12 protein-coding genes, 1 tRNA gene and 1 pseudogene are annotated in these 12,576 nt (G+C 61.1%); 12 read left to right on the top strand and 2 right to left on the bottom strand.

Translation table 11 applies throughout. The annotated features are described in order from the left end of the window. Positions 1-275 precede the first annotated feature (275 nt). The 3 genes and pseudogenes from LK440_RS13660 to LK440_RS13650 all read left to right on the top strand — a co-directional run bounded on the left by LK440_RS13660 (position 276) and on the right by LK440_RS13650 (position 4,985). A pseudogene (locus LK440_RS13660) lies at positions 276-2,192 on the top strand (PrkA family serine protein kinase). 13 nt (positions 2,193-2,205) lie between these two features. After that, positions 2,206-3,468: a YeaH/YhbH family protein gene (locus LK440_RS13655; RefSeq protein ID WP_005018621.1), complete on the top strand. Its 1,263-nt coding sequence runs from the start codon at positions 2,206-2,208 to the stop codon at positions 3,466-3,468. Beyond that, positions 3,465-4,985 carry a SpoVR family protein gene (locus tag LK440_RS13650; RefSeq protein ID WP_005018622.1) on the top strand — a complete coding sequence of 507 codons (1,521 nt, stop codon included), beginning with the start codon at positions 3,465-3,467 and terminating at the stop codon, positions 4,983-4,985. The genes LK440_RS13655 and LK440_RS13650 overlap by 4 nt, the downstream gene beginning before the upstream one ends. Here LK440_RS13650 and LK440_RS13645 read toward each other — a convergent pair. Beyond that, a complete protein-coding gene (locus tag LK440_RS13645) occupies positions 4,982-5,752 on the bottom strand; it encodes an AraC family transcriptional regulator (protein WP_025341326.1) in 771 nt (256 codons plus the stop codon). The genes LK440_RS13650 and LK440_RS13645 overlap by 4 nt on opposite strands. Positions 5,753-5,842: 90 nt before the next feature. On the opposite strand from LK440_RS13645, the gene LK440_RS13640 reads away from it, so the two are divergent. The 5 genes from LK440_RS13640 to LK440_RS13620 all read left to right on the top strand — a co-directional run bounded on the left by LK440_RS13640 (position 5,843) and on the right by LK440_RS13620 (position 8,987). Then, entirely contained in the window at positions 5,843-6,406 is a 564-nt protein-coding gene (locus LK440_RS13640; RefSeq protein ID WP_052109217.1) for an MFS transporter, read from the top strand. Next, on the top strand, positions 6,352-6,783 hold the full coding sequence (locus LK440_RS13635; protein WP_052109218.1) for an MFS transporter: 432 nt from the start codon (positions 6,352-6,354) through the stop codon (positions 6,781-6,783). The genes LK440_RS13640 and LK440_RS13635 overlap by 55 nt, the downstream gene beginning before the upstream one ends. 272 nt (positions 6,784-7,055) lie before the next feature. Next, positions 7,056-7,955, top strand: a complete 900-nt coding sequence (locus tag LK440_RS13630) for a LysR family transcriptional regulator (RefSeq protein WP_005020411.1) — start codon at positions 7,056-7,058, stop codon at positions 7,953-7,955. Between the two features lie 94 nt (positions 7,956-8,049). Next, positions 8,050-8,140: transfer RNA gene (locus tag LK440_RS13625), tRNA-Ser, on the top strand. Between the two features lie 190 nt (positions 8,141-8,330). Beyond that, positions 8,331-8,987, top strand: a complete 657-nt coding sequence (locus LK440_RS13620) for a glutathione S-transferase (protein ID WP_005018625.1) — start codon at positions 8,331-8,333, stop codon at positions 8,985-8,987. A 177-nt stretch (positions 8,988-9,164) separates the two neighbouring features. Here the strand turns inward: LK440_RS13620 and LK440_RS13615 are convergent, their stop codons facing one another. Beyond that, positions 9,165-9,572 (bottom strand): carboxymuconolactone decarboxylase family protein, encoded by a 408-nt coding sequence (locus LK440_RS13615; RefSeq protein ID WP_005018626.1) that lies wholly within the window; start codon positions 9,570-9,572, stop codon positions 9,165-9,167. Positions 9,573-9,654: 82 nt separating this feature from the next. Here LK440_RS13615 and LK440_RS17900 point away from each other — a divergent pair, with 82 nt between their 5' ends. Genes LK440_RS17900 through LK440_RS13600 form a run of 4 tightly spaced genes read left to right on the top strand, consistent with a single transcriptional unit; the run spans position 9,655 to position 12,574 of the window. After that, complete coding sequence (locus tag LK440_RS17900; RefSeq protein ID WP_250637133.1) at positions 9,655-10,506, top strand: MFS transporter; 852 nt, start codon at positions 9,655-9,657, stop codon at positions 10,504-10,506. Next, positions 10,439-10,861 carry an MFS transporter gene (locus LK440_RS17895; RefSeq protein WP_250637134.1) on the top strand — a complete coding sequence of 141 codons (423 nt, stop codon included), beginning with the start codon at positions 10,439-10,441 and terminating at the stop codon, positions 10,859-10,861. The genes LK440_RS17900 and LK440_RS17895 overlap by 68 nt, the downstream gene beginning before the upstream one ends. A 25-nt stretch (positions 10,862-10,886) precedes the next feature. After that, positions 10,887-12,107: an ISL3 family transposase gene (locus LK440_RS13605; protein WP_005012861.1), complete on the top strand. Its 1,221-nt coding sequence runs from the start codon at positions 10,887-10,889 to the stop codon at positions 12,105-12,107. Then, on the top strand, positions 12,104-12,574 hold the full coding sequence (locus tag LK440_RS13600) for an MFS transporter (protein WP_005018627.1): 471 nt from the start codon (positions 12,104-12,106) through the stop codon (positions 12,572-12,574). The genes LK440_RS13605 and LK440_RS13600 overlap by 4 nt, the downstream gene beginning before the upstream one ends. The last annotated feature ends 2 nt before the right edge of the window (positions 12,575-12,576 follow it).

Below are 12,576 nucleotides of genomic sequence, written 5' to 3'. Positions count from 1 at the left end.
AGCACTCCAAGGCCATGGCTGCCATCGCAGCGATGGCCTTTTTCTCGTGCGTACGCCAATCGTGCGGAACTTGTTGCGCACAGGCTGACCCTAAGTAAATCGTAGGTCTTCTATCCTGCCTATTGTGTGTGGTGAAAGTACGACGGCCACATGATGTGTGTTGTGCGATCGCAATAATGACTGGCGAGGCAGGTATAGGAGGAACACAATGGCCCAACGGACCCGCGTGTTGGACCCGTGCTCTCAGTACTGTAGGAGGGTTTGCCGTGCATAGCATCCTCGAAGGCTTCAAGTCGCAGTATGCGCGTGACCAGGAAACAGAACTCTCGTTGGAAGAGTATCTGACGCTGGCCAAGCAGGATCCCATGGCTTATGCCAGTCCGGCCGAGCGCATGCTCGCAGCCATAGGGGAGCCAGAGCTTGTCGATACGCGCAATGATTCCCGCCTCTCACGTCTGTTTTCCAATCGGATGATCCGGCGCTACCCGGCATTCCGGGAGTTTTATGGCATGGAGGACGTCATCGATCAGATCGTGTCGTTCTTCAAGCACGCCGCGCAGGGGCTCGAAGAGCGCAAGCAGATTCTTTATCTGCTGGGGCCGGTGGGCGGGGGCAAGTCTTCCATCGCCGAACGGCTGAAAGTCCTGATGGAGGCCCATCCCATCTACGCCCTGAAGGGCTCACCCGTCAACGAGTCGCCGCTTGGTCTGTTCAACCCCGAGCGTTTCGGCGATACGCTGGAGCAGGAATACCGCATTCCACGGCGCTATCTGAGCGGCATCATGTCGCCTTGGGCCGTAAAGCGACTGAAATAGTTCGACGGCGACATTTCGCAATTTCGCGTCGTGCGGCTCAACCCCTCGGTGTTGCGTCAGGTCGCCATTGCAAAAACGGAGCCGGGCGACGAAAACAACCAGGACATATCTTCGCTGGTGGGCAAGGTCGATATACGCAAGCTCGACCGCTACTCGCAGGATGACCCCGATGCCTACAGTTATTCGGGCGGATTGTGCCTGGCCAATCAGGGCCTGCTCGAATTCGTGGAGATGTTCAAGGCGCCGATCAAGATGCTGCATCCGTTGTTGACCGCCACGCAGGAAGGCAACTTCAAGGGTACCGAAGGTTTTTCGGCCATCCCTTTCAACGGCGCGATTCTGGCACACTCCAACGAATCCGAGTGGCAGACCTTCCGCAACAACAAGCACAACGAAGCGTTTCTGGATCGTATCTACATCGTCAAGGTGCCGTATTGCCTGCAGGTAACCGAAGAGATCCACATCTACGAAAAGCTCTTGCGCAACAGCTCGCTGTCGCGCGCGCCTTGCGCTCCAGGCACATTGGACATGATGGCGCAGTTCTCCGTGCTCACGCGGCTGAAGGAGCCGGAAAACTCCAGCATCTACTCGAAGATGCGCGTCTACGACGGCGAGAGCCTCAAGGATGTGGATCCCAAGGCCAAGGCGTTGCAGGAGTACAAGGATTACGCCGGCACCGATGAAGGCATGAATGGCGTGTCGACCCGCTTTGCCTACAAGATCCTGTCGAGCGTGTTCAATCACGATCAGACCGAGGTGGCGGCGAACCCGGTGCATCTGATGTACGTGCTGGAGCAGCGCATCGGCCGCGAGGATTTTCCGGAGGATGTGCGGCGGCGGTACCTGGACTTCATCAAGGGCTACCTCGCGCCACGCTATGCCGAGTTCATTGGCAAGGAGATCCAGACGGCCTATCTGGAGTCCTATTCCGAGTACGGTCAGAACATCTTTGACCGCTATGTGACGTTTGCCGATTGCTGGATACAGGATGAGGAATTCCGCGATCCCGAGACCGGAGAGAGCTTCGACCGCAGTGCGCTCAACGACGAGCTCGAGAAGATCGAAAAGCCTGCCGGCATCGCCAATCCCAAGGATTTTCGCAACGAGATTGTCAATTTTGTCTTGCGGGCCCGCGCCAACAATGGCGGGCGCAATCCAAATTGGACGAGCTACGAGAAATTGCGCGAGGTGATCGAGAAGAAGATGTTCTCCAACACCGAGGATCTGTTGCCGGTGATCTCGTTCAACGCCAAGGCTTCTGCCGAGGATAGGAGCAAACATCAGAGCTTCGTCGATCGCATGGTCGACAAGGGCTATACCGAGAAGCAGGTCCGCCTGCTGTGCGAGTGGTATCTGCGGGTGAGGAAGTCGTCCTGAGCTGAGGTGGATCATGAATTCGCTCATCGATCGTCGCCTGAACGGCCGCAACAAGAGCGCAGTGAATCGCGAGCGTTTTCTGCGCCGCTATAAGGATCAAATCCGCAAGGCCGTGCAGGATATGGTCCGCGATCGATCCATCGCGGACATGGATCAGTCAGCAGAGATCAATCTGCCCGCGCGTGACATCTCCGAGCCGTATTTCCGCCATGGGGAGGGCGGTGACCGCGAGATGGTGCACCCGGGTAACAAGGAGTTTGCCAAGGGGGACACCTTTGACCGGCCGCAGGGCGGCGGCGGCGAAGGCGGCCGCGGCGAGCCCGGCGAGGGCGAGTCGGTGGACCAGTTCACGTTCAGCCTGTCCCGGGCGGAATTTCTGCATCTGTTCTTTGATGATCTGGAACTGCCGCATTTGGTGCGTACGCAACTGGGGGATGTTTCGCAGAAAAAATGGCAGCGCTCCGGCTACACCACGACGGGCTCGCCCAGTCTGCTGTCGGTCAACAGAACACTGCGCGCGTCGCTGTCGCGCAGAGTGGCGCTGGGCCTCAATGCCCGCAGCGAGGTCGGGCAGGCCGAGTCGCGCCTGCAACAAGCCATCGATGAACACGAGAGTGAGGCGCAACTTGCGCCGTTACGCGTCTTGCTCGAAGAGTGCCGCGCGCGGGCGGCGAGGGTGCCATTTCTGGACGAGCTGGACTTGCGCTATCGCAACCGGGTGCCGGTGGTCACGCCGGTGGCCCGCGCCGTGATGTTTTGCCTCATGGACGTATCCGGCTCCATGGACGAGGGCAAGAAAGATCTAGCCAAACGGTTTTTTACGCTGCTCTATCTCTTTCTTTCGCGTAAGTACGAGACAGTCGAGGTGGTGTTCATCCGGCATACCGACAATGCCGAGGAGGTCGACGAACAGGCGTTTTTCTACGATCCGAAAAGCGGTGGGACCATCGTGCTGTCCGCGTTGGAGCTCATGCACGAGATCGTGCAGAAACGCTATCCGCCCTCGGCGTGGAACGTCTATGCCGCGCAGGCCAGCGACAGCGATTTCTTCGGCGCCGACGCGGGCAAGAGTGCGCGATTTCTGGCCGAGAAGCTGCTGCCCGCCACGCGCTATTTCGCCTACATCGAAGTGCCGGACTCGGTCCAGGCGCGCAAGAGCAGCCTGTGGGCGGAGTACGAGCAGGAGACGGCGCCGCATTTCGCCATGCGTCGCATCAGCCAGCGCAGCGAGATCTTTCCCGTCTTCCATGAGCTGTTCAAGAAGGAGGCCGCATGAACGCAATCGCAACCGGGCAGGAGGTCGGCGCGCCGCTGTCCGACGGGTCGGATTGGACGTTCGAACTCCTGCAGCGCTATGACGACGCCATCAGCGCGATTGCGCGCGACTACGGCCTGGACACCTACCCCAATCAGATCGAGGTGATCACGTCGGAGCAGATGCTCGATGCCTACGCATCGGCCGGGCTACCCATAGGCTATCCGCACTGGTCATACGGCAAGGAGTTCATCCGCAACGAGCAGTCCTACCGCAAGGGCATGCAGGGGCTGGCCTACGAGATCGTCATCAACTCGAACCCCTGCATCTCCTATCTGATGGAAGAGAACTCCATGGCGATGCAAGCGCTGGTCATCGCGCACGCCTGCTATGGCCACAACTCGTTTTTCAAGGGAAATTATCTCTTCCGGCAATGGACTGACGCCGACGGTGTGCTCGATTACCTGGTATTCGCGCGCAAGTATGTGATGGACTGTGAAGAACGCTACGGCATCGACGTGGTCGAGGCGCTTCTCGATTCCTGCCATGCCCTGAGCCTGCATGGGGTGGACCGCTACAAACGCCCGCCACCGATCTCGTTGCGCGAGGAAGCGCAACGGCAGAGCGAGCGCGCCGAACATGCCCGCCTGCAGTACAACGACCTGTGGCGCACGCTGCCACGTGTCGATGCCGCGCCGCAGGCGCGCGCGTCCGGGGCGTTTCCGCCTGAGCCGGAAGAAAATCTGCTGTATTTCATCGAGAAGCACTCGCCCACGCTGCTACCCTGGCAGAAGGAACTGGTGCGCATCGTGCGCAAGGTCGCGCAGTACTTTTACCCGCAGAGCCAGACCAAAGTCATGAACGAAGGATGGGCGACGTTCTGGCATTACACCTTGCTCAACCGGATGCACCAATTGAGGTTGGTCAACGACGGCTTCATGATCGAAGTGCTTCAGAGCCACACCAATGTGGTGAGTCAGCGCGGTTTTGACGAGCGCGGCTATGGGGGAATAAATCCCTATGCGTTGGGCTATGCCATGATGAGCGATATCCGCCGTATCTGTGAGGCGCCCACGGCCGAGGATCGTAAATGGTTTCCCGACATCGCCGGAGCGGATTGGCTCAGGACGCTGGACTTTGCCATGCGGAATTTCAAGGACGAATCCTTTATTTCGCAGTACCTGTCGCCGCGCCTGATGCGGGAGTTCCGCTTTTTCGCCATCGCGGACCATATGGACAATCCCAAGCTGGAGGTGGCGGCCATTCACGATGACGACGGCTATCGCGAAATCCGCAAGCTGCTGGCCGCCCAGCACAACCGAGACAACCAGGTGCCCGATATTCAGGTGGTGCGCTATCACCGCGAGTCGGATCGCTCGCTGGTGCTGCGACATCAGCAAAGCCGCGGCCGGCCCCTGGAAAGCGGCGAGGCCGATCAGGTCATGAAGCACCTTGGGCGGTTGTGGGGATTCCGGGTGCGGCTGGAGGAGGCGACGCCGGATGGCACGGTGCTGTCCTACCGTCAGATCGAGCCCTAGCGCCACTGGCGCGGCGGGCGCCCCAGCTGACGGCGGAACATCGCGGTAAACGCGCTGGGGCTCTGGTAGCCCAGATCCAGCGCCACGGTAGTGACCGACTGGCCTTCGGCCAGACGCCGAACGGCCTCCAGCAGTCGGGCTTGTTGCGCCCAGCGGATGTAGCTCAGGCCCGTTTCGTCGAGAAAGCGCCGGTACAGGGTGCGTGCGCTCACGCCCAGGCGCGCGGCGGCCTGATCCGGGCTCGGGGCGAGGCTCAGGTCGGCCATCAAGGCCTGGCACAGCGCGCGCAGCGCCGCACTCTCGGGCAGCGGCAGATCGAAGCCGCGCGGGGCAAGTCTTGGCATTTCGTTGACCAGCAGTGTGCTGAGCAACTCATGATCCGTGCTGCTTGACGGTGGCGTGAGGGAAATCCGCAGCACCAGTTCGCGCATCAAGGGCGTGACTTCGAGCACCGCGCAGTCATCCGGCATGCCGGGCACCAGGCAGGCATCGATATAGAGCGATCGCATGTCCACGGGCGAGCCCATGCGGATCTCATGCACGACGCGCGCCGGAATCCACAGCGCGCGCGTAGGAGGCACCAGCCACAGGCGGCGTGGCGTGGATACGCGCATCACGCCATGCGAGGCATAGAGCAACTGCGCTCTTTCGTGCCAGTGCGGTTCGATATGGAAATCCGCGGCCAGCTCGCGGCGGCGGGTCACGACCCCGGGTGCGTCGGGGTAACCCACCTCGATGATGGGGGCATGCGGTTGGCGCTTGTCCATATTGCGATAGTTTTCGTCAAAACCAAGAGAGACAGAATAGCCGCTTCTGGGCACACTGGCCGGCATCCATTCTTTCGAGTCAGGCCTGATATGTCCGTCACTGATGCCGAGCGTCCGCACGCGCGTCCCGTCACCTTGCTGCTGAACATCGCCCATGCCATCGATCATATGTTTCTGCTGATCTTTGCCGCGGCAGTTGCCACGATCGCCGCCGATTTCGGCTTTGCGCAGTGGGAAGATCTGATGCCTTATGGCGTGGCGGCTTTTTTCCTGTTTGGCATTGGCTCCTGGCCGTCGGGGCGTCTCGGCGACCTCTGGGGCAGGCGGCGCATGATGCTGTTGTTTTTCTTCGGCATAGGCGCGTCTGCGCTGTTGTGCGCGCTGGCCCGCGACGCCTGGCAGTTGGCGGGCGGTCTGGCGCTGGTCGGCCTGTTTGCGTCGATCTATCACCCGGTGGGTATTCCCATGATCGTGCAACACGCCGCCAAGCCGGGGGCGGTCATCGGCATCAACGGACTGGCGGGCAACCTGGGCGTGGCAGTGGCGGCGCTGGTTACCGGCTACCTCGTCCAAACACTGGGCTGGCGGCCATTTATGTCGTGGCCTCGCTGGCGCAGGTGGTGGTCGGGCGTTTCATCGATCGTGTGCCGCTGAAGTCGCTCTATCGGACGATTGCGCTGATCCAGGTGCCGTTGCTGTTGTGGGCGGCGTGGGCGCAGGGCTGGGCCTTGTACGCGGCGCTGCTGGGCGCGATGATCTTCATCTTTGGTGCCATTCCGTTTACCGACGCGATGATCGTCCGCTATGTTGATGACCACAGCCGCTCGCGCGTGGCGGGCATGAGGTTGACCGTGTCGTTCGGGGTGAGTTCATTGGCGGTTTGGCTGTTGGGGCCAGTGGTCAAACAGGTGGGCTTTACGACGCTGTTGCTGGTGATGGCGCTGATTGCCGCATGCACGGCGGCCATGGTGACGATGCTGCCTGCCGAGGCGCACGGGCGACAAAAGGCCGGAGTCGCCCCCCAACCCTGACTCTGCTTACCAGATCGTGATGTTGCGCTCGTCGACCCACCCGCTCGGTTTCCTTGGCCCGATGAACGCCCCGTTGCTCGGGCTGCCGCCCATGGGTGCGGCGCCGGTGGACGCAGATGGGGGGCGGGGCGAGCCGTACGGTCGCGACGGCGACGATAGTGCGAGCAGCCATACCTGAATGGAAGGAGGGGCAGGGGAGGCATCCTGTTGCCCTGGCAAAAAGCGACGCCCAAGACTATATTGGCCGCTTTTAATGCCTTTTGGGTATGGCTATGGAGCTCAGGCATCTGCGCTATTTTCAAACCGTGGCGCGCGAAGGCAGTTTCACGCGTGCCGCCGCCGTCCTGCATATCGCGCAGCCGCCCCTGTCGCGCCAGGTCCGCCAGTTGGAAGAAGAGCTGGGCGTGATTCTGATCGAGCGTGGCAGCCGAGGCCTCAAGCTCACGGAGGCAGGGCGCTTCCTGTACGAACAATCGCTGCAACTGACCGCCCGGTTGGATGAGGTCCTCACCGGCACACGCCGGCTGGGCGCGCAGGCCGCCCGCTGGTTCAGCATCGGCTTCGTTCCTTCGACGCTCTACGGCTTCGTGCCCGAGCTCATCCGATACCTACGTCAGGCCGACACACAAGTCGAAGTCGGCTTGAGCGAGATGACCACATTGCCCCAGATAGAGGCGCTCAAAAGCGGGCGTATCGACCTGGGGATAGGCCGTATCCCCTTTGACGACCCGGCCATTGAGCGACGGGTGTTGATGGAAGAACCGCTGGTCGCCGTCCTGCCTGCCGCGCATCCCCTGGCAGAGCGCTCGCGCTTGAGCATCGCCGAGCTGGCAGCCCAGCCGTTTGTGCTGTATCCGGCGCGGCCCCGGCCCAATTACGCCGACCACGTGCTGGGACTGTTTCGCGCCGCGGGCCACCAGCCCACCGTCATCCAGGAAGCCAACGAGTTGCAAACGGCGTTGGGACTGGTCGTGGCCGGGCTGGGCCTGACACTGGTGCCCACCAGTGTGCAGCGATCCAACCGCAGCGACATCGTCTGCCTGCCGGTGGATACCCCGGCGTTTTCCTCGCCTGTCATCCTCAGTTGGCGGCGCGGAGACTCTTCGCCGTTTCTGGCTCAGGCCATTGCCGCGGCCGAAGGCCTGGCGCGCCAGGCAGCCGTCGCACCATGAGGGCGCCCGCGCTGCCAAGCGTGCGCATTTCTGCTAGAATCGCGGATTCGCGTTTTCGGCAGCGATAATTTCCCTGCCGAAGCGACCCAAATTAGGACAGGTGGCCGAGTGGTTGAAGGCGCACGCCTGGAAAGCGTGTATACGTGATAAGCGTATCGGGGGTTCGAATCCCCCTCTGTCCGCCAAGAATACCAAGCCCTGCAAAAAAACCGCCACGCGCCTGCCTGAGCGGTTTTTTTTCGTCTGGAATGCGGCGGCGGGTCAGATCCAGATGCCAGGCGAGTGCCAACCGTGCGGCGCGCCGGCACAGGCCTCTAAGATGAGCGGGGAGGGCCGTGCGCGCCTGCCGCTGCCTGCTCATGTGTAAGGATACCCGTGACCGCATTGCCCATTCTGTATTCCTTTCGGCGTTGCCCCTACGCCATGCGGGCGCGGCTTGCGATGCTCGCCGGGGGCCGTGTTTGCGAACTGCGTGAGGTGAGCCTGCGTGCGAAACCGGCGGCGATGTTGTCGGCCTCGCCCAAGGGCACCGTGCCGGTGCTCGTGCTCGCCGATGGGCAGGTGATCGATCAGAGCCTGGACATCATGCGGTGGGCGTTGCAGCCTCAGGACCTGCCGCAATGGCTCGTTCCCGAGACCGGCCAGGTGGACGACATGGAAATCCTGATCGGAAGGTGTGATGGGCCCTTCAAGGCCGATCTGGACCGCTACAAGTATCCGGTGCGGTACGAAGGCGTCGATCCGCTCGTGCATCGAGCCTCGGCGGCGGATTTCCTGGCGGCGCTTGAGCGCCGCCTGCTGGCTGGCCGCTATCTGTTCGGGAGCAGGCCGTGTCTGGCCGATATGGCTATCGCGCCTTTTGTGCGGCAGTTCGCGCATGTCGATCTGCCGTGGTTTGCCGCCCAGCCATGGCCGGCGCTGCATCGCTGGCTCGATGATTTCCTGGCCAGCCGCGATTTTGAAGCGATCATGCAAAAAAAACCCGTCTGGATAGCCGACACCGAAGGTCCCCGGTTTCCGGCAGGCCGGTAGTGGCCATCGTGGTGACCACTGGGACGTCGTGCATAACGCCGGATCTGAACCGACACTATGTGTGATGGAGCCAGCCTGCGCACGCGGTTGCACCGTAACACCGCGTCAATGCCAGGGCTTGGCAGATATTGACGCCCTGTCATCCGTATAGCGGAGCCCCCATGGCCCATTTCCGGCTCAGGGCACCTGAAAGGCGTCGTCCACGGGCACTTGCATGGCTGTCACCAGGGCGTTGGTCTGGGCTGCCATGCCGATCACTGCCAGCAGTTCCGTGTGTTGGCCCGCGGTCATGCCCTTGGCGCGTGCCGAGGCGGTGTGCGAGTGGATGCAGTAGCTGCAGCCATTGGCGGTGGACACTGCGATATAGATCAATTCGCGCACCAGCGGTGAGAGTTCGCCTTCGGTCATCATTACCTGTTTGAGCTGCTCCCATACGCGTTGCAGGTGGGGCGGGTCATTGGCCAGGGCGCGCCAGAAGTTGTTGACGAAATCGGAGTTGCGTGTGGCGCGGATGTCTTCGAATACGGCCCATGCCTGTGGGTTGTTGCGGACGTCTTCGTCGGTCAGCAGTTTCTGTGTGGCCATGCGGCGCTCCGTGTGGGTGGGGTTGCGGCGGGATGCCGCGCGCGTTCCGTGGTCATCGGATCGTAATCTGTCTTGGCGCTCAATGGCGCTTGCGCACGCGTATGATGGAGTGGAAATACATAGTGCATGCACCTTATCTTCGCTCATAAGAGGAGAAATCATGGCGGAGCAATCCTCACAAAATGCACGGCCTTTGCAGATTGGCGATATCACGGTTATTGACAATACCAAGCTCAAGAAGGCTGTGACGGTTGCAGCGCTTGGCAATGCGATGGAGTGGTTTGACTTTGGCGTCTACGGCTTCGTGGCCTATGCGTTGGGGAAAGTGTTTTTCCCCGATGCCTCGCCGGCGGTGCAGACCATCGCTGCATTGGGCACGTTTTCCGTGCCTTTCCTTGTTCGGCCTCTGGGCGGCGTGTTCTTTGGCCTGATGGGCGATCGATATGGTCGCCAGAAAGTGCTGTCCATCACCATCATCATCATGGCGATCAGCACCTTCTGCATCGGGCTGATCCCTTCGTACGAGACCATTGGCCTGTGGGCGCCGGTGCTGCTGCTGCTGTGCAAGCTTGCGCAAGGGTTTTCGGTGGGTGGTGAGTACACCGGCGCGGCGATTTTCGTGGCCGAGTATGCGCCGGACAGGCGGCGGGGATTTCTCGGCAGCTGGCTGGATTTCGGTTCCATCGCCGGCTTTGTGCTGGGCGCGGGACTGGTCGTGCTCTTGCAGACACTGCTGGGTGAAGGGGCTTTCCTAGAGTGGGGATGGCGTCTGCCTTTCTTCGTGGCCGGACCACTGGGCTTGCTGGGCCTTTACCTGCGTCATGCTGCCGAGGAAACCCCGGCCTTTACCCAGCAGCTCGAAAAAAATGGAGCAGGAGGATCGCGATGCAGTGCAAGACCGGCCGACGATTTCTTTTCGGGAAATTTTCTCTAAATACCGGCGCGCTCTCCTGATCAGCATCGGCATGGTGCTGGTGACCAACATCACCTATTACATGCTGTTGACGTATATGCCGACGTACCTGTCGAACAGCCTGGGCTACTCGGAATCCCACGGGGTTCTGATCATCGTGGTCGTCATGATCGGCATGCTGTTCGTGCAACCGGTCGTGGGTTTCATGAGCGACAAGGTGGGGCGGCGGCCGTTTCTGCTGATCGGCAGCATCGGGGTGCTGGTGCTGGCCATTCCGTCGTTTGGCATGATTGCCAGCGACAACATCGGGCTGATCTTTGGTTCATCGCGGAATAGCGTGGAGCCGTGCTTGATTGCCGTTACGCTTGATCCTTGATTTTTCAAGGATCAAGGCCGGGATCATGCTGGACCGCAAGACGATCGAGAGGTTGGGTGGGTGGGAAGGTTATCGGGTGGAGCGGGTCGTGTGGCCTGAAGGTGAGAGCCGGACGGTCACGATTTACCTGAAGCCTTCAGCGCGAACGATGCACTGCGAGCACTGCGGCAACCGATGTCGGCAGGTGCATGAGACGACCACGCGCCGGGTGCGGGATCTGCCGCTAATGGCGCTGCGAGTGACGCTGGTAGTGCCGCGTCGGCGGGTCTGGTGCGAGCAGTGCGGTGGACCGCATCTGGAGAGGCTGAGCTGGCTGGGCCGTTACCAGCGAGTGACCGACCGGCTGGCCGAGGCGGTCAGCCAGTTGCTTGAGTCCAGCAACATTCTGGCCGTGGCGCGCTTCTTCCAACTGGGTTGGCACACGGTCAAGGCGCTGGACAAGGCCCTGCTGCGACGGGCGATCCAAGAGCCGGACTGGAGCCAGATCCACTACCTAGCGATGGACGAGTTCGCTCTACACAAGGGCCATCGTTATGCCACGGTCGTTGTCGATCCGATCCGCCGTCAGGTGCTATGGATCGGTGATGGCCGCTCGCGCGAGACGGCCAGAGCCTTCTTCGAACAACTGCCAACTGGGGTTGCCCAGCAGATCCGGGCCGTAGCGATCGACATGACGACGGCCTATGAGCTGGAGATCCAGGCCAACTGCCCCAACGCCGAGATCGTCTACGACCTGTTCCACGTCGTGGCCAAGTACGGCCGTGAAGTGATAGACCGGGTGCGTGTAGACCAAGCGAACCAGTTGCGGCACGACAAGCCGGCCCGCCGGGTGATCAAGTCCAGTCGCTGGCTACTGCTGCGCAATCGCAAAAACCTCGATCCGTGCCAATCGGTAAAGTTGGACGAGTTGCTCCAGGCCAACCAGCCCTTGCTCACCGCTTATCTGATGCGCGATGAGCTCAAACAGCTGTGGTTCTACCAACACCCCGGCTACGCCCGCCAGGCATGGGATCACTGGCTGCAACAGGCTCGGGGCAGCGGCATCGCCGCCTTGGCTCACTTCGCGCTCAAGCTAAAAGCCTATCTGCACGGGATTCTGTCTCGCTGTCGCCACCGGCTCAACACCAGCATCGTCGAGGGCATCAACAACACCATCAAAGTCATCAAGCGCCGCGCCTACGGCTACCGCGATCAGGAGTACTTCTTCCTCAAGATCCGGTCTGCATTCCCCGGTATTCCTCGATGAACCTGATCTTTCTCGGTCTGCTACTGCTGGCGGTATTGCTCAATTGCATGACGGGGGTGATGGCATCGACCTTGCCCGCGCTCTTTCCGACGCGGATCCGCTATAGCGCCTTGGCCAGCTCGTTCAACGTGGCCATCATCGTGGCGGGTCTGACGCCGACCTTGGCCGCCTGGTTGGTGGAGGAGACCGACAATCTGTTGATGCCGGCCTTTTACCTGATGGTGGCCGCAGCCATTGGACTGATCACGTCATTTTTCCTGCCGGAGACGGCCAACAAACCCTTGCGCGGCGATACCCCCAACGCGTCGGACCGGCGCGAGGCCAAAGCTTTGTTGCTGGAGGTTTATGACGATATTGAACAGTCTTTGGTCGACGTGGAGGCGGAGATCGCCGAGCTGGAAGGCCAGATAGAGAAACTGCGCGAAAAGCGTCAGCGTCTGGCTGACCGTCACCCGCATCTGGAGTAGGA

The sequence above is a fragment of the Bordetella holmesii genome, from assembly GCF_020735985.1.
Lineage (GTDB): Bacteria > Pseudomonadota > Gammaproteobacteria > Burkholderiales > Burkholderiaceae_B > Bordetella > Bordetella holmesii.
This window is presented reverse-complemented; position numbering and strand designations above follow the sequence as displayed.